22 protein-coding genes and 1 pseudogene are annotated in these 22,320 nt (G+C 43.0%); 8 read left to right on the top strand and 15 right to left on the bottom strand.

Annotated features, from left to right (window positions below; all coding sequences use genetic code 11):
• Together ACFE93_RS23015 and ACFE93_RS23010 are read left to right on the top strand one after the other, a co-directional pair.
• The gene (locus tag ACFE93_RS23015; RefSeq protein ID WP_375476580.1) at window positions 1-678 is read left to right on the top strand and encodes a potassium channel family protein; all 678 of its coding nucleotides are present in this window, start codon (window positions 1-3) and stop codon (window positions 676-678) included.
• 68 nt (window positions 679-746) lie between these two features.
• On the top strand, window positions 747-1,301 hold the full coding sequence (locus ACFE93_RS23010; RefSeq protein WP_375476578.1) for a DUF3124 domain-containing protein: 555 nt from the start codon (window positions 747-749) through the stop codon (window positions 1,299-1,301).
• 356 nt (window positions 1,302-1,657) lie between these two features.
• Here ACFE93_RS23010 and ACFE93_RS23005 read toward each other — a convergent pair whose 3' ends face one another.
• Window positions 1,658-3,211, bottom strand: a complete 1,554-nt coding sequence (locus tag ACFE93_RS23005; protein WP_375476601.1) for a cation:proton antiporter — start codon at window positions 3,209-3,211, stop codon at window positions 1,658-1,660.
• 443 nt (window positions 3,212-3,654) lie between these two features.
• On the opposite strand from ACFE93_RS23005, the gene ACFE93_RS23000 reads away from it, so the two are divergent.
• Complete coding sequence (locus tag ACFE93_RS23000) at window positions 3,655-4,296, top strand: DUF938 domain-containing protein (protein WP_375476576.1); 642 nt, start codon at window positions 3,655-3,657, stop codon at window positions 4,294-4,296.
• Window positions 4,297-4,859: 563 nt separating this feature from the next.
• On the opposite strand, the gene ACFE93_RS22995 is transcribed toward ACFE93_RS23000, so the two are convergent.
• Together ACFE93_RS22995 and ACFE93_RS22990 are read right to left on the bottom strand one after the other, a co-directional pair.
• A complete protein-coding gene (locus tag ACFE93_RS22995; protein WP_375476574.1) occupies window positions 4,860-5,570 on the bottom strand; it encodes a pentapeptide repeat-containing protein in 711 nt (236 codons plus the stop codon).
• Between the two features lie 160 nt (window positions 5,571-5,730).
• A complete protein-coding gene (locus tag ACFE93_RS22990) occupies window positions 5,731-6,543 on the bottom strand; it encodes a tryptophan-rich sensory protein (protein WP_375476572.1) in 813 nt (270 codons plus the stop codon).
• Window positions 6,544-6,678: 135 nt separating this feature from the next.
• Here ACFE93_RS22990 and hisD point away from each other — a divergent pair, with 135 nt between their 5' ends.
• Window positions 6,679-7,959 (top strand): histidinol dehydrogenase, encoded by a 1,281-nt coding sequence (gene hisD, locus ACFE93_RS22985; RefSeq protein WP_375476570.1) that lies wholly within the window; start codon window positions 6,679-6,681, stop codon window positions 7,957-7,959.
• Between the two features lie 503 nt (window positions 7,960-8,462).
• On the opposite strand, the gene ACFE93_RS22980 is transcribed toward hisD, so the two are convergent.
• Window positions 8,463-8,624, bottom strand: a complete 162-nt coding sequence (locus ACFE93_RS22980) for a hypothetical protein (RefSeq protein ID WP_375476568.1) — start codon at window positions 8,622-8,624, stop codon at window positions 8,463-8,465.
• A 12-nt stretch (window positions 8,625-8,636) separates the two neighbouring features.
• On the opposite strand from ACFE93_RS22980, the gene ACFE93_RS22975 reads away from it, so the two are divergent.
• Entirely contained in the window at window positions 8,637-8,888 is a 252-nt protein-coding gene (locus ACFE93_RS22975; RefSeq protein WP_375476566.1) for a hypothetical protein, read from the top strand.
• Window positions 8,889-9,064: 176 nt separating this feature from the next.
• Here the strand turns inward: ACFE93_RS22975 and ACFE93_RS22970 are convergent, their stop codons facing one another.
• Complete coding sequence (locus tag ACFE93_RS22970) at window positions 9,065-9,214, bottom strand: hypothetical protein (protein ID WP_375476564.1); 150 nt, start codon at window positions 9,212-9,214, stop codon at window positions 9,065-9,067.
• 6 nt (window positions 9,215-9,220) lie between these two features.
• On the opposite strand from ACFE93_RS22970, the pseudogene ACFE93_RS22965 reads away from it, so the two are divergent.
• The 3 genes and pseudogenes from ACFE93_RS22965 to ACFE93_RS22955 all read left to right on the top strand — a co-directional run.
• A pseudogene (locus ACFE93_RS22965) lies at window positions 9,221-9,424 on the top strand (transposase family protein); the annotation flags it as partial.
• Between the two features lie 301 nt (window positions 9,425-9,725).
• Window positions 9,726-10,589, top strand: coding sequence for an NAD(P)-dependent oxidoreductase (locus ACFE93_RS22960; RefSeq protein WP_375476562.1), 864 nt, complete (start codon window positions 9,726-9,728; stop codon window positions 10,587-10,589).
• A 319-nt stretch (window positions 10,590-10,908) separates the two neighbouring features.
• Window positions 10,909-11,967, top strand: coding sequence for a methyltransferase (locus ACFE93_RS22955; RefSeq protein WP_375476560.1), 1,059 nt, complete (start codon window positions 10,909-10,911; stop codon window positions 11,965-11,967).
• Window positions 11,968-12,181: 214 nt separating this feature from the next.
• Here the strand turns inward: ACFE93_RS22955 and ACFE93_RS22950 are convergent, their stop codons facing one another.
• The 10 genes from ACFE93_RS22950 to ACFE93_RS22905 form a co-directional block, all read right to left on the bottom strand.
• Window positions 12,182-12,343 (bottom strand): NTP transferase domain-containing protein, encoded by a 162-nt coding sequence (locus tag ACFE93_RS22950; protein ID WP_375476558.1) that lies wholly within the window; start codon window positions 12,341-12,343, stop codon window positions 12,182-12,184.
• A complete protein-coding gene (locus ACFE93_RS22945; RefSeq protein WP_375476556.1) occupies window positions 12,325-13,476 on the bottom strand; it encodes an XdhC family protein in 1,152 nt (383 codons plus the stop codon). The genes ACFE93_RS22950 and ACFE93_RS22945 overlap by 19 nt, the downstream gene beginning before the upstream one ends.
• A gap of 40 nt (window positions 13,477-13,516) precedes the next feature.
• Window positions 13,517-14,677, bottom strand: a complete 1,161-nt coding sequence (locus ACFE93_RS22940) for an amidohydrolase family protein (protein WP_375476554.1) — start codon at window positions 14,675-14,677, stop codon at window positions 13,517-13,519.
• A 218-nt stretch (window positions 14,678-14,895) separates the two neighbouring features.
• The gene (locus ACFE93_RS22935) at window positions 14,896-15,333 is read right to left on the bottom strand and encodes an SRPBCC family protein (RefSeq protein ID WP_375476552.1); all 438 of its coding nucleotides are present in this window, start codon (window positions 15,331-15,333) and stop codon (window positions 14,896-14,898) included.
• A 192-nt stretch (window positions 15,334-15,525) separates the two neighbouring features.
• Window positions 15,526-16,047, bottom strand: a complete 522-nt coding sequence (locus ACFE93_RS22930) for a DMT family transporter (protein ID WP_375476550.1) — start codon at window positions 16,045-16,047, stop codon at window positions 15,526-15,528.
• A gap of 55 nt (window positions 16,048-16,102) precedes the next feature.
• Entirely contained in the window at window positions 16,103-17,200 is a 1,098-nt protein-coding gene (locus ACFE93_RS22925) for an NAD(P)-dependent alcohol dehydrogenase (protein WP_375476548.1), read from the bottom strand.
• A 29-nt stretch (window positions 17,201-17,229) separates the two neighbouring features.
• A complete protein-coding gene (locus ACFE93_RS22920) occupies window positions 17,230-19,404 on the bottom strand; it encodes a molybdopterin cofactor-binding domain-containing protein (protein WP_375476546.1) in 2,175 nt (724 codons plus the stop codon).
• A 14-nt stretch (window positions 19,405-19,418) separates the two neighbouring features.
• Window positions 19,419-19,889: a (2Fe-2S)-binding protein gene (locus tag ACFE93_RS22915; protein ID WP_375476544.1), complete on the bottom strand. Its 471-nt coding sequence runs from the start codon at window positions 19,887-19,889 to the stop codon at window positions 19,419-19,421.
• 98 nt (window positions 19,890-19,987) lie between these two features.
• Entirely contained in the window at window positions 19,988-21,451 is a 1,464-nt protein-coding gene (locus ACFE93_RS22910) for a hypothetical protein (protein WP_375476542.1), read from the bottom strand.
• Window positions 21,420-22,283: a hypothetical protein gene (locus tag ACFE93_RS22905; protein WP_375476540.1), complete on the bottom strand. Its 864-nt coding sequence runs from the start codon at window positions 22,281-22,283 to the stop codon at window positions 21,420-21,422. The genes ACFE93_RS22910 and ACFE93_RS22905 overlap by 32 nt, the downstream gene beginning before the upstream one ends.
• Window positions 22,284-22,320 lie beyond the last annotated feature (37 nt).

Here is a 22,320-nt window from a genome sequence, read left to right as displayed (position 1 = left end):
ATGTACGTACTCATCGGTGGAGCAGGCTTAGTGGGCTTAAGTTTAGCGCAAAAACTGGTAGAACTAGGGCATACTGTTGCTGTAATTGACATCGATCCTATCGCTTGCCGCTACGCCCGCGAACAAGTAGGAGCAATGGCTTTTGAAGGCAGTGCTGTGAGTACAGAAGTCTTGCTAGAAGCTGGGATTCGCAAAGCCGGTTCCTTGGCAGCAGTTTTAAGAAGTGATGCCTTAAACTTAGCAATGGTAACTCTTGCTAGACATTACGGTGTCCCCCATATTTTAAGTCGGATGCGCCACCCCGACTTTGCCGAACCACTGCGGATAGTTGGAGCCAACCATATTATCAGTACTGTTGAGCTATCAGTTGCAACAATGGTGAACGCCATTGAGTATCCCCAAGTGGAATCAATGATGCATTTTGAGCAGGGACAGATTGAGGTTCTGAAACTTTCCATCCCCAACAATTGCTATGTTGCTGGTCGTAGCGTTGCTGAAATTGCTCAAGATCCACAATTTCCGACTGGTTCGCTAATTATTGGCTATCAATCCCATCCCCACGAAGATTTGATGATTCCTAACGGTAGTACAATACTGGAACCTCATTCAACTGTGCTGATTGTGACTAAACCAGGATCTTTACATCAAGTCATTGATTTTATTGAACAAAGATGTTGAGCGCAGTTCCTACCTAACTGTTTATTAGGTAGGGTTAGCTACACATATAAAAAAATTGGTGAGTTTTGATGAAGCCGTATCGATATATTTATTTAGCGATCGCTGTTATGATTCTTGCATCTTGTGAATCAACACCCAAGTCACAACCCGATGCCATTCCAGCAACCCCATTGCAAAAAACAGTGACGCTGGATAATAATTTTAAGATAGCAAGCGGTCAAACTCTTTATGTCCCGGTCTACTCTCATATCTATCATCACAATCGCCAAGAGATTTTTGAGTTAGCAGTTACGCTTAGTGTTCGGAATACAGATTTGACCAATCCGATTATTATTACTTCTGTGCGCTACTATAACTCAGAAGGGAAACTAGTTAAACAGTATTTGGAGCACCCTATTCAACTTGATGCGCTAGCTTCTACAGATTTTTTTATCAATAGAAATGATAGCAGTGGAGGTTTAGGCGCAAACTTCATTGTCGAGTGGGTAGCCCAAACAGAAATATCCGAACCGATAGTGGAAGCAGTCATGATTGGCACTGACTTTCAACAAGGAATTTCTTTTATCAGTCCTGGTAGGGTAATTAAAAGTCAAAATAACGATAAGCGATCGCCTTTAAAATAATTTGTAATTCGTAATGACGCTCCTGCGTCGCTAACGCTGCGCTAACGTAATTCGTAATTAAGTTTTTCTTCGTTTCCTTCTTCGTTCCCACGCTCCGTATGGGAATGCATTTATTGAGTCTCTGACTCAATATCTAACTAGTACCGCAAGGCGGAATTCAAAATTAAAAATGACGCTTGCGGACTCGCTAACGCTGCGCTAACAAAATTCAAAATTAATATAGCGTAAGCATTTCATTGGTTTTGATGGGTGGTTTATTTACGCCGTACTGTATTAGAGGCAGCAGATTCTAATTAGTCAAAGCTCAGAGGTTCATCGACAAAGCTCAGACTATCCCCAGTCCCCAATCCTCATATTTAATCATCTTCTAATTTCAGTAATTGTTCATCAAGAGTTTGTATCCGCCCGCGCACAATTTCTTCTGAGAGAATACGCTTCCGCATTGCCTCATTGAGCGCTCCTTTTTCTGCCAGCAGTAAACGTCGGCGAATGGCTTCAAGTTTACTGCTCTTGCCACTTCTACCTTCCACCTCATCAGGGCGACGATTATATAGTTCCCGCAGTGTTTTTTCTGCACCAGCAATTCGTACCTGATAAGCCGAACGCATCTCTTCATAAACGGCTTTTGGTAATACTCCTGATTTCAACAGGCTATCTAATTCATCTTGTGCTGCTTTACCCGTCATCAACTGGGCTTGCAACTCTTCAACTTGTTGTTGAATTTCAGAAAATTTAGATAATTTTAAACGTTTTACCACCCAAGGCAAACTTAAACCCTGTCCCACTAACGACACCAGCACACAGCCGAAAACTATAGCTATCAGGACTTCTCGCCCTGGTAATGTGGTGGGTAAGCTCAACGCCAGAGCCATTGACAGTGAACCTTTGATGTTGCCTAAAAACAGTAAATGTTGCCAACGCAATGGAATTGGGCGGTCAATCCAACGAACCACTGCTAGCAGTGGATAGACCGTAAGAACTCGCCCGACTTGATAAGCTAAAACTGCAAGTAGAATTGCAGGTAAAGTCCTCCAGAGCGTTACCAGGTCTATTTCTACACCAATCAGCAGAAAAATAAAGGTGTTGACGGTAAAACCGGCATATTCCCAGAAACTCAACAAGGTGATGCGACTAGAAGCAGAAGTATTGCGAGAAAGCGCTAAATTCCCGAAAATTAATCCAGCTACAACTACGGCGACAGCACCTGATACACCTAGAAATTCTCCAGCCTGAAAAGTGCCTAATGCAACTGCTACCGTCAGTAATAGACTGCTAAGGGGATCATCCAAACGGGCGAATACAGGTATGCTCAAATAGCCTAAGACTAACCCCACGAGGCAGCCTCCTAGAGAGATAAATAGGAATTGTTGGATTCCCTGTAGTAAGGTGAGTGAACCTGTCGAATATACTTGCAAAACCAGGTTGAACGTAACTAGGGCAGCAGCATCGTTAAATAGGGTTTCTCCTTCAACGATGGTGGAAAGCCGGGAAGGCACCGGTATCTCTTTGAAGATGGCAATCATGGAAACTGTATCAGTGTTTGCCAGCATTACTCCTACAAATAAGGCAGGTATCCAACTCAATCCCAGTCCAAATTTCAACAGGACAGCAATAATACCACTGGAAAGCACAGCCCCTGGCCCAGCTAGAAGGGCAATTGGTTTAAAGGTGCTGCGTAGGCGACTGACATCTGTATTAATTCCAGCTTCAAACAAGAGAATTGGCAGAAAAAGATCCAAAACAAGGGTTGGATTTAAACCAATTGGCCGAGATAATAGCTCAGTGATGGGCAAACCCGCTAATACTAAACCCGTAACATAAGGAATTCCCAACCGTCGGGACAGCAGAGCTACACCTGTAGCAACGAGCAAGAGAATAATTGAAACTTTGACTAATTCGGTAACATCCACTATCGCGTTTTGGAAAATTAGTTTGACTTGACTGATAGATTCTCTCTTCATTCATGCCAAATTAGCAAGTTCAGGGTGTGGTTCAGAATGGAACGAGCCAGTACTTGCTACCATAGCTTGGCAATCCTACCACCAAACTCAGAGTCAAAGCGTAGGCGCAGCCCGTAGTTCGCAGAGCGTCTCGTAGAGAAGACATCGCACTTTAAACAAATTCAAAAACTCCCAGCGTACATTAACTCTTACCCTTTGTTCTTTTCCCAAAACTTGATTCCGAATCAAAAATACACAAAGCGATAAGTATTGAATGCACTCCAACATTTCAGATTGCGTACAGTTATTAATATTGGAGTATATTTTAATTTGTCGATTTCTTCGTTTGATATTTGAAAGATGGCTATAGTTTTATATTCATATTAATATTAATTATAAATATAACGATCGAGATGACACCACAAGATGCACGAAAATACGCATCGGCAACCGAGCGTAACCGCGAACCAATTATAGAAGTACTTTTACAAGTGTTGCCAAAGAGCGGCACTATTTTAGAAATAGCAAGTGGTACTGGTGAACACGCAGTCTTTTTTGCATCCAGGCTCAGAGATTATCAGTGGCTCCCAACCGATGTAAATCCACAATCAAGAGCCAGCATTATTTCATGGACTGAACACAATGTATGTGATAACGTTTATGCACCGCTTGAGCTAGATGCAAAAGAACCAGTTTGGGCTGTGGAAAATGGTGGATTTGATTGGCTGAATACGAAGCCAATCGTTGCCATCGTCAACATCAATATGATTCACATTTCACCTTGGTCAGCCTGTCTGGGGTTAATGGCAGGGGCAGGTCGTATCCTAAAAGCAGGAGGTATCCTCTATTTATATGGCCCCTTCAAACAAGGTGGAGAACATACAGCTGCGAGTAATGCAGCTTTTGACGAATATTTACGCACTGAAAACCCAGAGTGGGGTGTGCGTAACTTGGATGATGTCATAGCAGTAGCTAAGGCACAAAATCTGATCTTGCAACAGATTTACCAAATGCCAGCTAATAATCTTTCAGTAGTGTTTCAATGTTCAGGGTAACTGAAAGTTTGAGAGATTTTAAAACCCTTCATTTAGATGAAGGGTTAATAGCATCAGGATTTTATCTTATCCCTGAGCGATGTTACGTAACAGGCGTGCATCTCTAGCTTGGTTACAGTCTGATATATGGTCACTTATAGTCACTGGTAATTCTCAGTAATTACTCTAACTTTAATTTCCCCAATTAATTACTAAAATCTAATACTATAAAACTCCGATTTGATTCCTGAATTACTCGTAGGGACTGGGGACTGGGAAGAAGGAATAAAGGTGTACTGAGTTTTTTTTATGCAATCAAATATGAGTCTTATAGTAGGACTTACGCAATAACTCTCTTAAACTCTTATTCCTTTGCGTCCTTTGCGATACCCTGCAAGAAGCCGCTGGCGCGTCTACGTTTTTCCATTATTTTGCGTAAGTCCTGACTAGATTAAATTTCAATACGCTTGGGTTTGTGAAAAATTGCTTTGTTGGGTTGCGCTTTGCTTAACCCAACAAAGCCCCGGAAATGTTGGGTTTCGTTCCTCAACCCAACCTACTAACCCAAGCGTATTGGATTAAATTTAGTATTTGTTCGGATATTGTTGAGCAAAAGCCAAGTCACTTTCAATTAACTTGGCATTTGTTAGGTTAGCCCCACTCAAATTGCACGAGTGAAACTTTGCCCCTCTGAGGTCTGCTAGTGACAGATTAGCTCCTGTTAAATCTGCACCAGTGAGGTTGACTTCACTTAAGTTAGCACTACTTAGGTTAGCCCCCGGAAGTGAAGCTTGTTGCAAGTCTGCCTCGCTTAGGTTTGCCCTCATCAAGTATGCTTTACTCAAGTCGGCTCCACTTAAATTAGCTTGACTGAGGTCTGCTGCTGTTAAATCAGCTTTACTGAGATTGGCTTGACTTAAGTCCGCCCAACTCAAGGAGGCATAACTTAGGTTAATTTCACTTAACTTCACTGATGCAAGTACTGCACACCTCAAATTAGCATTAACAAAATTTCTTTCTCCGATTGCATAACGGCGTAAAATTTCATCAGTTGTTGCTCTGTCTAAAACAGCTTTTGATGCGCCTTGATAACACCATGTAGCTTGTAATAGTTTGGCAGCAGTGTCAACAGCTACCTCATCACTAGAAGCCACAATTACACCATTGCAGCCATCCCATTGACCATTAAGCATCAGGGCAATGTCATTAGCGGCAGCAATTGAGTCAAATAATAAAACAGATTCTTTATGCCGTTTTAACCAGTTATTCCAACCAATCGAGATAATATTTTTCATTTCTATAAATTTTGGACTTTTCAGACGATTACGGCTCTAACTATTCTGGCTAATAACAATTAGACTGGTGTGTGTAACAACCGACCATGATTGTGCGTGCTTAACGAACGCTTGCTAAAAGTTATCTCTTGAGAGACGTTGGGCGGGTATGTTATCACACTTAAATATGTTCTTTTTGAGTGCGTAAGCTGTTAATCGTAGCGATTAAAACTAGGACAATTGCTAAAACCAATACAGTATTTCTAAGCATTGAGTTATCAGAATGCTTGAGTGCGTTCGTCGCAGACGTTGGCGCAGCGATCGCTACCAATGCCCAGAGTGTTACTCCTGTATAAGCAATGTCTCGACGCTGGATAACTATAATTGCTGCAACTGCTGTTGCTATCAATACCATAAAGAGAGTCCAGATGACAGCAGAAATCCCCCAACCGTTCCACCCGTGAAAATCCAAGGCACACGCTACGTTGACAATGGTCGCCACGCTAATCCAGCCTAGATAAATACTAATAGGAAAGTGGATACACCATTTTTTCAGCCGAGATACACGCGATTTGCCAATTTCTAACTGCACATAGACAGCAATTAGCGCCAACAGAATCAAAAACATTGCAATTACAGAAAGAGCAAAAAGCCGAGACAAAAACAGATACACCCAGATACTTTGAGCAACACAGGCAATCACTAACAGATAACTTGTCTTACGTAAATCAGGCTCATGTCGCTGGTTAGGTAGAGCTTGGTATACCCCAAAAGCAAACAACCCAAGGTAAATCAGCCCCCAGATAGCAAAGGCGTAATTGGCAGGGATAATCAGGACATTTTTAAACAAGGTATTGGAAATTTCCCCGATGCTAAGTCCATTGAGCGGAAAAACGTTCGATACTACGTTGATAAAGAAAGCACCAAAGATTGCGGCCAAAGTAACAAGCTGCCGCCAAATATCCCGGTAATTGCCTCTTGTGGACTGCTGCATAGGATGATTAACTCATAATCTTTTGTGCTTTTAGCTTACATCTGAAAAAGAGTGATGCACATAACACAGTCATATCGAGCAAGTTAATCAGGAGTTAAACTAATTATTGACCTCACTGCTTTTAAGGTACTGTCCATGCAGCTACTTCAAACTACCGACAAAGATTTTTCTGTGAAATTCAAAACTCTGGTAAGCGATCGCCGGGAAGTTACAGTTGATGTTAGTGGGACAGTACGCGAGATTCTAGCTGATGTGAAAGTGCGTGGTGATGCCGCAGTCAAGGACTATACTAGCCGTTTCGATCGCAACAATCTTCAGTCTTTGCATCTAAGCGAAAGCTTTATTGCCGAACACGCAACGCAATGTCCTGCTGATGTCTTGGCGGCGCTGGAATTTGCTGCTGAAAGGATTGTGGCTTTCCATGAAAAACAACTACCACAAGATATTGGCTACACCGATGCAGTCGGGGTAAAACTGGGATTGAATTGGGTAGCGCTGTCGCAAGTGGGAATTTATGTACCAGGGGGACGAGCTAGCTATCCGAGTTCTTTGTTGATGAATGCTTTACCAGCCAAAATTGCTGGTGTTGAAAGAATTGTCATGACAGTACCGATGCCTAACGGTGAGATTAATCCCGCCGTATTGGCTGCTGCTCAAGTTGCTGGTGTTACAGAAATATATGGCATTGGTGGGGCGCAAGCGATCGCAGCATTAGCTTATGGTACAGAAAGCATTGCTCCAGTAGATAAAATTGTTGGCCCTGGTAATGCTTATGTTGCTGAAGCCAAGCGTCAAGTCTTTGGCACTGTTGGCATTGATAGCATCGCTGGCCCTTCTGAAATTTTAGTGGTAGCCGACAGCCAGAACAACCCAGATTGGATTGCCTGGGATTTATTATCGCAAGCAGAACACGATCCTAGTGCCCAATCAATCTTAATTACTGATTCCGAAATCTTCGCGCAACAAGTAATAAAAGCTGTTGAGAAAATTCTCGCCGATTTACCCACCAGAGAAGTTGCCAGTGCTAGTTGGCAAAATTATGCAGCCGTGATTCTGGTAAGTGATTTAGCCGAGAGTATACCACTGCTCAATCAACTAGCTCCTGAACATGTGGAATTGTGTACAGACAACCCGCAACTGCTTGCCGATCAAATTAAGTGTGCCGGCAGCGTGTTTTTAGGACGCTATACTCCAGAAGCGATTGGCGATTATTTAGGAGGCCCCAACCATGTACTGCCAACTGCCCGTTCTGCCCGCTTTGCCTCTGGTTTGAGTGTGTTCGACTTTCTTAAACGAATTACTTTTTTAGAATGTGACAAACAATCATTACAGACAATAGGCAAAGCAGCTGTCACCTTAGCAGAAACAGAAGGTTTGCCAGCCCATGCAGGTAGTGTATCTATACGCTTGCAATAAAAAGCTGAGATAATTTGTGAATTAGATGATGGTTATTCAAAATTAATTGGTGTACTGACTGCTTGATTGATACAAACTTTTCTGCTGTTAGCTCGACTTTATCCAAAATTAAGAACTCAGTTTTCTTTATCCCACAAACTCTGTTTTGCAAATACTTTTTCCACGTCACAGATTATCAATGAAGTTAAAAAAGTAAAACTACTGTCCTACAGAGTTTTACTATGATACTGGAGTTTAGACTAAAGCAAGCGAAAATAGCTCGACAGTAGATTCTCTTGACTTCATGTCGAATAACCAGAGGAGCAAGTGAGATCAAAAGCGTTAGGCAGTATTTTTAGATACTTTCTTAGGCTTGTTAAAGGTTTTTTTGACAAGAGGAAAGCGAATTCGTTGCTTGCGGGGTCTACCGACAGATCAACCAGGAGACTTTCCTCTGGCGCCTCAAGTACTGGACGCGGCGGCTTGCCTCCTAACCCAGGCGATGTCCTCAACACTGATGCAGTTCAAGAGATTTGATTATTCTTAATCCCAGCACCAGAGAAGGCAAGAAGTCCACCTGTTACCATCAAATCTACTACTGCTACGCCAAAACCCATTGTAGAAGCTACTGGGTGGGTAATAAATGCCAAAGGGGAGTTGGAACTTACAGCGAATGCACCCACCACGCCTCATGGTTTATGGCAGAACCCTGTATCTTGCTGTGCTGCTTCTTAGATGTTAATGTCCGTCTCAGAATACCTAGACTATCAAGGATGAACTTGGTCATGGGTTTGAGGAATGCGATCGCAGTGGGTAAAATTCCCATTTTGGGAAAATTCACGAGAGATTTGGTGCAACCACTCGATAACGCTGTTCAATCAAAGGTGCGAACCCTGTTCCAAATGAATAGCCTTGAGCTTCCAAATCTTCGAGATTTCCGGCTATTTTAATGAAAGCGATCGCTTTATTCTAAATAGAACAAGTCGGATTTCTTTGCACTTACCATTTCGTCATTTTCAATATGAACCAAAACTGAAGGTATTAACTTGACGAACACTAATTGTGGTCAGGGCAAACGCATCTAAATTGTGACAAAGTAAGTGGTACGGATAAACTAGAAGACGGGTCAGGTGAGGAATTTTGCCTGTCGGGCATCAGGAGGAAATGATGAAGCTTTGTACTGATTGAGCAATGTAAAAAGGTCAACATCAGGAGTATTTGCTGCGTGCGATCGCTCAACCATGATATTCTCATCTTCAAAGTAGAATAAAGACACACAAGCGTGAAACTCAAGCCGAAAATCACGATTGCTGACCACTTTGCACAGATGGAAGATGCACGCATAGATCGCACTAAGCGTCACAAGTTAATTGACATTATCAGCATTGCCGTGTGTGCAGTAATATCTGGGGCGGATAGTTGGGTGGCAATAGAGATGTATGGCTTTGCGAAGTATGAGTGGTTAAAAACATTTTTAGAACTACCAAAATTGTTGATGGAATAGTTTATTTTCTGGAAGTCCCTTAGCCGACCTCACAGAATCGCATTGCTCCCTAGAGATATATATTGCCAATTTGCCATGTAACCAGGAGACTTGAATTTTTATTCGTGCAACAATGCCATGAATATGATGCAATAGCAACTATTGATAGCATTTGATAGATCAAGTAAGCTAATAGACATCTCCGAAAAAGACGATAAAAGCTTTGTGCAGTCAGAGTCGATACGTCATTTCTGGAGATGTCTAATCTCCAAGAAAACAATTTTATGTCTTAGGAAATAATATTATGTCTATAGTTGCTGTACTCGGTATGGGTGCAATGGGGTCACCCATGGCCGCAGCACTCTTAAAGGCAGGGCATGAGGTTAGGGTATGGAACCGAAGTCCAGACAAGACAGTCCCTCTTGTGGAGATGGGAGCTCAAGCCGCTGATACACCTCGTGCAGGTGTAAAGGAAGCAGACTTTGCTATCTGTATGGTGCGAGATGACGACGCTTCAAGGTCTGTATGGTTAAATCCTGATACTGGCGCACTGGCTGGCTTGTCCAAAAACTCCCTAGCTATTGAAAGCTCAACAATAACTGTTGCTTGGGCGCAGGAACTTGCAAAGCGCTTTTCTCAACATGGAATTACCTTTTTGGATGCACCAGTAGCTGGTTCTCGGCCGCAGGCAAAAGCAGGCCAGTTAATTTACTTTGTTGGTGGTGATGCCGATGCTGTTGCAAAGGCAGAGCCAGTTTTAAAAGCTATGGGTAACGCAGTACACCATGCTGGGCCAAGTGGTAGCGGTGCAGCAGTCAAACTTGCCGTCAATGTGCTGTTTAGCGTGCAAGTTGCAACTGTAGGCGAGTTGATTGGACTCATGCAACGTTGCAGACTAGATGAAACCAAGGTGATGGAAATTGTGTCTTCAACTCCGGTGTGTAGTCCGGCAGCGAAGGCAGCGGCGGCTGGAATACTGGCTCGTAACTTCGCCCCAATGTTTCCTGTTGAGCTTGTGGAAAAAGACTTAGGTTATGTGTTCGACACTGCCAAGGTAAATGGTGCGTCAGTGCCAATAGTGGAGACAGCTCGGCGTGTCTTTGCGGAAGCTATCAAGCAAGGTCACGGTGGTGAAAACATCACTGCTGTGTCTCATCTATATCTATAGCAATCCGATTTGATTTCTGTTCACGCAGCGTGGCATAGCCATAATTACTTGCGTAGGCAGGGAACTCTTAACAGAGAACAGAGAAGAAAGAATAAAAGTGTACGGAGTTTTGTTCAAAAATCAAATAGGAGTCTGTCCTATATAGTTCTGTAGTTGGCTTTGGTTTTTATAGTCAGACTGAATCTGCAACGGAATATGGTGATATATAAAATTTACCATTCTCCCGAATTCGTGTAACAACGCAAACGTAAGTTAGTAAATCTGCGTTTTTACTACATATTTACCACTACCCATTTTTGCAATTACTAGGAGAACAAAAATGACCCAAGCAATAACTAAAGCTACAATAAACAAGCTTCACAAACCACAAACAGATGGTACACAGGTTTGGAATGTGATCGTTGGTCTGTACAATTACCCAACTTTACTAGTTGCTCATGAACTAAAACTGTTTCCCTTACTAGCAGAAAGACCACGCACTTTACAAGAGATTTCCCAGAGTCTTAATCTTGCACTACGAGCAACAGGGACGCTTTTATCTGTATGTGCATCGCTGGGTTTTATCCAACTAAAAGATGGCTGCTACTCTCTTACAACTGTTGCCCAAGAGTATTTGCTAGAAACTAGCCCTACTTCTTTTTGTGGATACTTGGACTTGATGATTGCTAACTCCGATTCCTTTTCTTACGTGGGAGTTAAGAAAGCTCTTTTGACAGATGCTCCTATTATTTATGAGGGTGATTCTCTCTACGAAGTTCACGAACAAGAAGATAAAGATCGAGTAACTCGCACTTTTACAAAAGCCATGCATTGCATTGGTATTCCTCCTGCTTTGGCGTGGCCGGAAACTCTAGACTTATCTAGCAATAAATATATGTTGGATATTGCTGGGGGTTCTGGTGCTCACAGCATCGGTGCAGCCCTGAAGTGGTCTAACTTGAAAGCGACGATTTTGGACATAGGGCCAGTCTGCGAAATTGCCCAAGAGTATATTGCTGAATATGGACTTCGAGAGCAAATTAGCACTCAAGTTGGCGATATGTGGAACGATCCTTTCCCCTCTGCTGATTTGCATTTTTACTCGCTGATTTATCACAATTACGACCTTGAAAAAAATCGTTTTCTGACAAAAAAAAGCTTTGATAGTCTAGAGCCTGGTGGACGGATAATTATTCATCAATGGCTATTTAATGATCGCCGGACAGGACCATCAGCCACAGCAGGGTTCAACGTAATCATGCAGATTTGGTGCGCTGGCGGGCAAGAATATTCAGACCTAGAGTTATCTATCATGTTGGCAGAAGCTGGGTTTATTGATATTGAAGTTAAACCGACATTTGGCTACTGGAGTATTGTCACTGGTAGAAAGCCAGAGTAAGCGTGATCGCTTTGAAGAAGAAGTCAGAAGTCAGAATTCAGGAGCGAGCCGGAGACGCTCCGCCAAGAGAATTCAGAATGAATTCTGACGACTGACGCATGTATTCTGTTTTGATAACAGCATTTACGTACTAAGGTTGCCTGTTGAGACTGGGTGTAAGGGTTTTAAACATCCCTATACCACTGCACCCAGCGTAAACAGATAACTTTGGGATCTACTGTAGAATTTTTAATTGGGAATTTGAAAATATTGAAGCTTTCGCCACTTGAACTACATGCCTAATCAAACTCTGTTCGCCGTAACGTAGAAGTTGTTTTGGCGTTCCCATACGAATTAATGCACCAGCAGCAAGAATAATTAGGCCGACTTCAGACATGTAATTTCCTCTCCATGAATTGAGCCAAGTCGTCTCCTCAGCATTCCACCAGCACGATTTGCCAGCACTGCTTGAATTTCTGCTACGATTGAGAGCGCGATCGCTTCTGGTGAATCTGCACCAATATCAAGGCCTACAGGAGCGTAAAGACGTTGCAGTTGTGCATCTTCTGCCACAAATCTCTCAGACTTAAGGTCTTGTAGTAATCGCTGGGTGCGGCTTTTAGGGCCGAGAATACCAATGTAGGATACAGCAGATGGTAACAAAGTTCGTAGCAGTGCCAAATCGCTCTCATATCTATGAGTCATAACTATAGCAACTGTGCGTGAATTGAGATTGAGGTGGTTCTGAATTACTTGAGGTTCGCTAAAAATAATTCGATCTGCATTGGGAAAACGCTCAAAGGTTATATAGCCTGGTCTGTTATCGACAACTGTGACGTGCCAACCTTGGTGTTTGGCAAGGTTGACGACGGGAATCGCATCATGACCTGCACCAAAAACTACCAAAGGAACAACAGGATGAATAACTTCTAGGAAGACTCCAACGATACCACTCGGAAGAATATAAGACTTTACCCGCGATTGTCCTTGTTTGAGTACTTGTTGGACATCTACCAAAATCTGTTGCACAAGTGATTCATCTTGAATATTACTAATAACAGTACCATCTGGCTTTAAGAAGAATCGAGATGCTATTTTGGCGATCGTTTCTCTAGTCACTTTAAAAACGGTAGCCATTACCCCCGACTGCTGCCCATGCAGACATTCAGTAATAAAATCCAACTGACCTTTGGCTAATTGGTTAGAAAGCGGTTCCACGAGTACCTCAACTACACCATTACAACCAAGACCAAATCCCCAAACAATGTCATCGCTGGCAGTAGTATCATAATTGACAACAACCGGAACTCCATCAGCAAACATTAGGGCTTGGGCTTTTTCAAACACATCAGTTTCTAAGCAACCACCGCTCACACAGCCAATCATTTGCCCTGCTTCAGTCAGCAGCATCCTAGCACCGGGGCGACGATAGACAGAGCCACTAGTATTGACAACGGTGGCTAGGGCAGTGAGTTCACCTTTATTTTGAGTTTGCTCAAAAGCTGCAAGTATGTTTTGAAGTTCTTTCATCTGTAGTGTAGAAGATAGGAGATGAGGCAATACTTATCGGTTAAGGGCAAAAGGGAAATGGCGCGAATACACCTTTCTTCGTGACATCGGTTTTCAATTTAAACAAATTTTCTGCGTTCAGATGGTATATTTTTTTTCTATCGGCATCGCTCATAGGTGTATTATCTATACCTTCGACAGCTAAAGCAATCGATTCATACGGATAGTCGATCGCAAACAATATACGGTCAGAACCTAATACTGAAAGGGCAAACATCAAAGCTGGAGTCCAGTTTACCCCACTAGTGGCAACAACGAAGTTATCCATGAAGTATTCACTTGGTTTTTTTTGCAGTTGTTTTACTCGACTTGAATCATCCATTTTTATCCAAGTTTGATTAGCAAAACGACTGTCAATACGGGAAAGCCAAAATGGTATTCCTTCGCCTAAATGCCCTAGAACAAATTTAAGCTTGGGAAAGCGATCGAATAAACCGCTGAGGATTAAACGCATTGCGTGTGTGCTTGTCTCGATAGCAAAGCCCCAACCAGCACCTTCGAGACCGTAGGAGAGAAAAGGTTTTATCATCTCTGGAGAAGGTGTTCTCGGATGCAGGTAAATTGGTATATCCAATGCTTGGGCAGCTTCAAACAATACCCAATATTTTGATTTATCCAAATACTCCCCCTGAGTGTGGGAATTAATTATTGCACCTTTCATACCGAGATATTTTACTGCTCTTTCTAACTCGCGGGCGGCCTCATTAGGTGCTTGGGGCGCAACTGCGGCAAGTCCAGCATACCTTTCTGGGTAAGCCGAGATGAATTCGGCTAGTTGGTCGTTGCTCTTTTTGGCAAGATATACTGCTTTGTCGGCACTAAATACTTGAATCCCTGGCGAGGTGATTGACAGTATCTGCATGTCAATTCCATATAGATCCATGTCACGAATGCGACTGGCTCCCACATTAATGAGGCGATCGCGTATCTCTTTAGTTGCAGGGCTATTCAGAAACGGCTTGTACAATTTTTGGAATCCCGGTTCTTTTTCGGCATCGGTGACGAGGAGTTTGCGCCACTCCTCAAATAATTCTGGTGTTGCAAAAGCCTCCTCAATAGCAATTTTCTTGAACACACTCTTGCTCAACTTAGTAGTATCATCGGTAAGTGGAGATGCAGTTGTAGCCAACGGACTCATCACCGCACCAACGCAAAGATCCATTACTGTTTTCAAAAAAGCTCGTTTGCTAAAATCCATCACTATTCCTTAAATACCGAAAAGCACCTTTGTACTTCATCCAAAAGAAAACTGCTGTATGTATAGCAGGAGGCAGAAGGCAGGAGGCAGAAGGTAAAAGTATTACTATTCCTAGCTTTCATGCTTTCAAAATGTCCTAACCTGTGTGACTACGACTGTATCAACCCGAAAGGGAAACAGTATTAGCTGCTGAAAATTTTGTTCAAGCTGTCAAAACCGACCTGGAACACCTGTTCTAGATGCTGGCGCAATTTGGATTCTTCTTCAGGTAAGCATTTAAAATCTGCGAACCATTCGATATAAGTGCGATCGCTGTCTGTAATTGGTAACAGCCGTATAGTACAAATGTAGTCTTCCATCGGCTGATTGGGTTCCAGCAGCAAATAAGTACAGATATGTTTTCGATCGTCAAGCCCTAGTAATTGCTCTCGCAAGGTCAGCTGATCTTCACGGTTAAAACTACGGATACAGCCTATTTTGTCGCTAGGCTCACCATTTTCTATATGGCTATCGATTACAGACGGATACCAATCAGGCAGGCTATTAAAGTCCCGTATTTTTGCCCATACTTGTTTAACTGATGCGTTGATTACAGAACTGGTTGTAACGTTTACTAGCATTTCATTCTTATACTAAGTAGGTTGGTGTGAATATTTATCATCAGTTTCAGGCAGAAGGCAGGAGGGAAGAGGATTTTAGTTTATTTCATCTTTGTTAACATAGTTTGGTTTTTTCAAGTCGTTTTACTTAAACTGTGCCTAACATAAGTCTTGGTTGATGGGTAAAATTATTGCTGCTCGTGGCTATATTCGTTAAAGGCTGGCACGAAAGCTCTTGAAGACAGTAGGTAGCCAACTGATTTCTTTAACATTAGAAAATGTGACTAGCCCTACACCTGCGACCAAGAAGAGGATACCGATAATTTTTTGGAACGAAATCGGGTCTTTGGGAGACTCTAAAATGCCTAGATGGCTGACTACTGCTGCCATCACTACCTGACCCGACACAAACAGAACAAAGAAGGTACTAGCTCCCAAACGGGGAATCAAAGTGGTGGTTCCCAAGATTAACAAAGCACTAAAGACACCACTGAGATATAGATGTATCGGAACATTTCTAAATTTTGAAGCGATCGCCAACTCATCCGTGTTTGATGTCAAAAGCAAGGTTATCGATAAAGCTATAAGGGTGGTGGCCAGACCTATGAAAAAGAAAGCTATATTAGCTAGAATTGGCGAACCTACATACCGAGCCACCGAGCTATTCATTGGCAAATAGATGGGGGTAATGGCTCCCATCAAGAGAGCAGCTAATAGAAATACTATAAATTGCATGACTGAGATTTCCTTTTCGTTTTTATTAACTTCAAAAACCGTGAAAGATAGCTGGTTATGATATTTTCAGGACTGGCTTGATCGCCTTGCCCGCTTTAGTATCTTCTACAGCTTTGTTGATATCCTGAAAATCGTAAACGGTAATCAAACGTTCAAAGGGAAAGCACCCTTGCCGATTTAATTCCAGCAATGTCGGCAAAAATGTATTTGGTACGGAAGACCCCTGAATAATTCCCCGCAAATTTGCCGCACGTTTAAAGATTTGCGTTGGCGAAAACGGATATTTCTCACCAAAATGGGGCGCTATCACCATGCCACATTCGCCACCAGTGGAGAGACAGTCAATGGCATCGTTGAGCGCTTGCTCATTTCCTGAGGTTTCCAGAGTATAACGAACACCGTCGGGCGCAATCTCCTTGATTCGTTCCGCAACTCTCCCGTCTTTGGCATTTAAGACATGAGTTGCTCCTAACTCCAGCGCCAGATTCAAGCGTTCTTCCACCAGATCGATCGCAATCAATGGTGATGCACCAACCAGCTTGCCTGCCATCACTGCACTTAAACCTACAGTGCCAGCACCAAAAACCCCCAGTCCTTCTTTTAAACCGACTTGAAACGTATTCAAAATAGAACCCGCACCAGTTTGCACTCCACAGGGAATAGCCGCCAACATCTCGGCAGCCCAATCACCGATCGCTGGCACGACATTGCGCTCTACTGCGATCGAGTGGGTAGCAAAGGAGGACTGCTGAAAAAATGCGCCGGAAATACTCTTTCCATCCAACTTCATGGTGTGGGAGCCATCTAAACGAGTGCCGCCAAATCCCAAGGAAATGTGGCGATCGCAAAAATAAGGCTGACCTTTCAAACACCCACAACAATTACCACACCAAGGATAAGAAATCATTACTTGATCGCCTGGTTTAACTCGGCTAACTCTCGATCCCACAGCTTCTACTATTCCTGCACCTTCATGACCCAACACAATCGGCAGTTTCATCAGATTTTGTGCCACAAAATCTGTATGGCATATACCACTTGCTTGATTACGAACTAATATTTCGTTGCTGCGTAAATCGTCGAGTTCAATAGTCTCAAATGTAAATTGCCCCTGAGGTTCGTGGACTACAGCAGCGGTTGTGGTTGCGACCATTTTGCCTCCTAATTTGCTGTTAAGAAAATTTATGCTTGCTGTAATATTTCAGCGTTGATTGGTAATCGCCGAATCCGCTTGCCTGTTGCTGCAAAAATTGCGTTACACACCGCAGGTGCGATCGGTGGCGTGGCAATTTCACCCACACCGCTAGGTTTTTTAGTGCTATTAACGATATAAACTTCGACCTTTGGCATTTCATTCATGCGTAGTATAGGATAATCATGAAAATTACTTTGCTGTACGCGACCGTTTTTAAACGTAATCTCTCCATACAATGCGGCGGATAAGCCATAGACAATGCCCGATTCTATTTGGGCCCGCACAGTGTCGGGGTTGACAACAATACCGCAATCAACTGCACAAACTACCCGGTGAACGCGGGGCTGTCCGTCGCTGTTGATGGATACTTCAGCAATCTGGGCAACAGTGCTGCCAAATGATTTATGTAGGACCAGCCCTTGGTAAATACCCGTTGGGAGTTTGCGCCCCCAACCTGCTTTTTCAGCAGCGAGTTCCAGAGTGGTTCGGTGTTGTGGCTGTTCGGTTAGCATGGAAAGCCGAAATTCTAATGGATCTCGTCCAGATGCCGCGGCCAATTCATCCAAAAAAGACTCGACAACAAAGGCAGTGAAGCTGTGACCAACAGAACGCCACCACAGCACTGGTACGCCATTATCAACAGGGTGATGGTCTACCAGTTGGTTAGGAATTGCATAAGGATGATCCGCCCCTTCAATTGAAAGGTGGTCGATGCCTTCATGAATCAATATCTTCTCAAACGGAGTACCCTTGCCAATTGACTCACCAATCAACCGATGAGACCATGCAATAATGTTGCCATTTTTATCTAGACTTGCAGTAATTTTACTGTAATGCAATGGACGGTAATAACCACCACGGATATCGTCTTCCCGAGTCCAGATAACTTTTATCGGTTTGCCAATGGCTTTAGATAGTTGTACTGCTTCTTTGACATAATCGGCGTGTGGATTAGAGCGTCGTCCAAAGGAACCCCCCAGTAAAGTTGTATGAATCCGAACTTGTTCGGGCTTGAGTCCAGTAATTTCACATGCCGCCAGTCGATCGGTAGTCTGCATCTGTGTGCCAGTCCAGATGTCGCAACTATGCGATCGCACATCAGCAACACAGTTCAATGGCTCCATCGGAGCATGGGCAAGGTAAGGTGTTTCGTAAACTGCTTCCAGCTTTTTAGCTGCTGTATCAAATGCTGCCGTTACCTCGCCTATCTTTCTGACGACCAGTCCAGGAGTGTTTGCCAGCTCGGCATATCGTTGCACCAGGCCTTCTGATGAAAGTTCGGCATTGGGCCCTTCATCCCATAGGATTGTGAGTGCATCACGCCCTTTTTTTGCTGCCCAAAAGCTGTCAGCTACAACTGCTACACCTATAGGGAGTGCTACTACATACTTCACACCCGCAACGGCTTTGGCTGCCTCAGCCTCAAAATGCTTCAAGCGACTGCCAAACACTGGCGGACGCGCAATCAGTGCTATCAGCATTCCGGGGACTTGAACATCGATCCCGAATACTGCTTTACCGTTAACCTTGTCAGCAGTGTCCAAGCGCTTTATTGGTTTACCAATGAGTTTGAATTCAGTTGGTTTTTTGAGTGTAACGTTCTCTGGCACTGGCATTTGGGCTGCGCGATCGGCTAATTCCCCAAAAGATAAGCGGCGATCGCTAGCTGGATGTAAAATATAACTTTTTTCAGCAATACAACTGTTTGGTGATACATCCCACTTTATGGCAGCCGCAGCGATCAACATTTCTCGTGCTGTAGCGCCAGCTAGTCGCAGTTGCTCCCAAGTCGAGCTAATGCTAGTGCTAGCACCAGTACCTTGATAATTTTTCCACACTGTATGGTCATAGTTGGGATGCACTGGGGCAGATTCAATGCGAATTTTGTCCCAATCGGCTTCGAGTTCTTCAACGAGTATCATCGGTAAAGAAGTATAAACCCCTTGCCCCATTTCAGCTTTATGTACAATAATCGTTACGGTATTATCCGGTAGGATACGGATAAATGCGTTGGGCTTTGACAGGGGCTTTGTTTGATTAGCTGGAGAGGTGGCAGCCTGCACACGGCTGGACGGTGGCAGATAAAACCCAAGAAACAAACCTGCTCCCAGTGCGCCAGATGCCTTGAGAAAACTGCGCCGCGTAGTTGTATTGTTTTCCATCCTGGCGAACCTCCTTAACTTTGCTGGCTTAACAACTCGGAAGCTCTATGGATGGCAGCTCGTATGCTTTGATAAGTACCGCAACGACAAATATTCCCAGACATCGCAGCATCAATATCGTCATCCGTAGGTTGAGGATTTTCAGAAAGTAGCGCCGCAGCAGCAAGCATCTGCCCCGACTGACAATATCCACATTGCGGTACATCAAGTTCTGTCCAAGCTCGTTGAACTGAGCGATCGCTGCTTTCGGAGAGTCCTTCTATAGTTAATATCTGTTGATTTATAGTTGCCGAAACTGGTGTTACACACGAACGTATAGGAATACCATTGAGATGTACAGTACAAGCTCCACATTGTGCCATACCACACCCAAATTTAGTACCATTTAGCCCAAGATGATCCCGAAGCACCCATAGAAGTGGAGTGTCGTCTGTAACATTAACCTCTCTATCTTCTCCGTTTACCTTTAGATTTATAGTTCCCATGTTAATCATTAACCTTTCTTTAACAGCTTCTGGAATATTGGTAATTTGATTGCAGCAATTATCAAAATTGTGAACTATGAATATGCTTTTTTAAACTGTCACTTGTCAAGGTGAGCTTTTTGGAAAAGTGGCGTGTCACAAGAGCCAATAGGACGCATTCTCAACCCAGTTTCAATCAGTGCAAACATGCTTTTTGGTGAATTTATTGCGGTTGACTCAGAATTATCTTGAAAACGAGCGATCGCATCCGGTAGTCCGAGTTCTGGACTAAACAATATATCCATTTTGCCTATTCTATCGAATGCAGATAATGTATACGCCATCACCATATAACTAGAGCCATAATTACTTTTAAGATAATGGTCTGAACCGAATATTTGTACTGCACTATTCGAGAATATTGACCAAATAGATGGATGAAGTAGATCGGGGCATCCTAAATGACAAGCCAGATGAATTAAGTAAGTGCATCGTAAATAACTATCAACTCGGAAGACATCTATTGATTGTATATATGCTTCCATACATTTATGAAAAAATGTAATTAGATCGGGCACATAAGCATCAAGTACTCCGAGATTATCTAATGCATAGATAAAAAATGTTATTTGTGAAGCCTGTGAAGCAGGCGAGAGCGCATTATAAAGCGATACAGCTTGTTTTACCCAGTCCCTTTTATAAGTTAAATAATCAGGACAATCTAACACAGCAATTGCATTGAGTATCAGCGAAAGTGGAAATAAATAGTAATCTGCTCCCTCATGAACTCCATCCGAATCTCGTGTTAATGAATTATTTAACTCGGAATCAAAAATATCTAAAAGAGTCTGAAGATGATTTTGCTGTCCAGTACATACTTCCTCTTTGCAACCGATGATGGCTAAAACGGAAAAGATAATCGCGGAACCTCTACCACGGTAAAAGAGATCGGAGATAGTTGTAGCCAATTGCAAAGCGCTATCGATATATGTATCGCCATTTTGCTGCTGTAATTCTAGCAAGTCCGTAAACTCTGCTTGCCCTACAGCTAAGAACAGATTAGCGAACAACTGCAATTTCTTATAACGAAGTTTGTCGCTGGATAAATCTAATTTCGCTAGTTGCTGTAATGCTCTTTCCAGATGCCAACGAACAACATCCCGATAGGGTTGAAGCTGACCGACTTTGACTAAACTTTCTGTTAATAAAGCACAAGCACGTGCGTGCTGCCAAGGTTCGCTCGGTAACTGCTCGATCGCCTTTTTAAACTCATCATGCGCTCGCTGCTGGGTGAGCCAATTATCTGACGATACAGCTTCACATGTTGCCAGGATGCCATTAAGCAAATGATGTATAAATGTATGATAACTAGTGTTAGTTTTTCGAGATAGGGCAAGACTTATTTTGAGCAATCGATCCGATTTATCTGGATCGAAGCCTGTTGGTTCCTGCCCAATCCCTAAGCCGTGAACGCACCAGTGCCAAGGGGTTGGAAAAACCCGCCGTTCATTTAGAAGTCTTTTGAAACACTGGCGCAAAGCAATCGTCTGACTAATTTGCAGCGAAATTTTCGGGAGATGCATAATCTAAAGCTACTTTTTCTATTACTGGTTCATCGTTGAAAATTTTGAAATTAGGAACCGGAATGCCGTGGAATTCATCTATTTTTCCTTCGAGCATATCTAGAGTTAAATTAAGCCACTTAATTCCTTCAACGTAGATTGCTAATGGACGCTTTTGCTGATGAGCATTGTCGAGCAAAACACCATCGTTGTTCTTACTGAAGTGGTACGGGGGCATTGCCATAAAGTGGGTACCCATAAGGAAAACAAAACGTATGAGCCAGTTAGGATCGTTCTGATTTACATCTGAATCTGGATTATCCAACTGCCAAGCAGCAGTCATGACTTCTGCAAAGTATTCTTCTATGCCACTGTATGAAAACTCATACGGGTTTTCTTCATCAAAGGCGAGCAAAATATGGGGTATTTCTCTGTGGAGTTGGTAGGCAAGATCAAAATGTTCGCCGTGAATCTTATCATAGTTGCCGAGACTGTTATGCCAAGGCTTGTTGTCGTACATTGGATCGTCAGCATTGGTATCAACACCGTTCTCATAAAATCCAATAGCACGCGGATCGAAAAAACAAATCTGTATATCTTCAGCAGTAAATGGAGGGTTTGTTACAGAGAAGTTGTCATAATGTCTCAACAATGGCTCGATATTGCCAATTTTGATATTTTCCGTATTAGTATCGCCCATAACCAGAGAGTGGAACTTCGGCTCTAGAATCGAATGGTAAATTGAATTTTTCCGAAATTCTCTGAGCAGACGAGGCAAGTTACGCATTTTTTTGCCGTTAATCATAATTTCTTCGGTTTTGAGCAGGCTGTCGCTGAAACCCGGATTTCTCACAAGCAGTAAAAAATCAATTTACATAACTTGATGTGAG

The sequence above is a fragment of the uncultured Nostoc sp. genome (assembly GCF_964247315.1).
Taxonomy (GTDB): Bacteria; Cyanobacteriota; Cyanobacteriia; order Cyanobacteriales; family Nostocaceae; genus Nostoc.
This window is presented reverse-complemented; position numbering and strand designations above follow the sequence as displayed.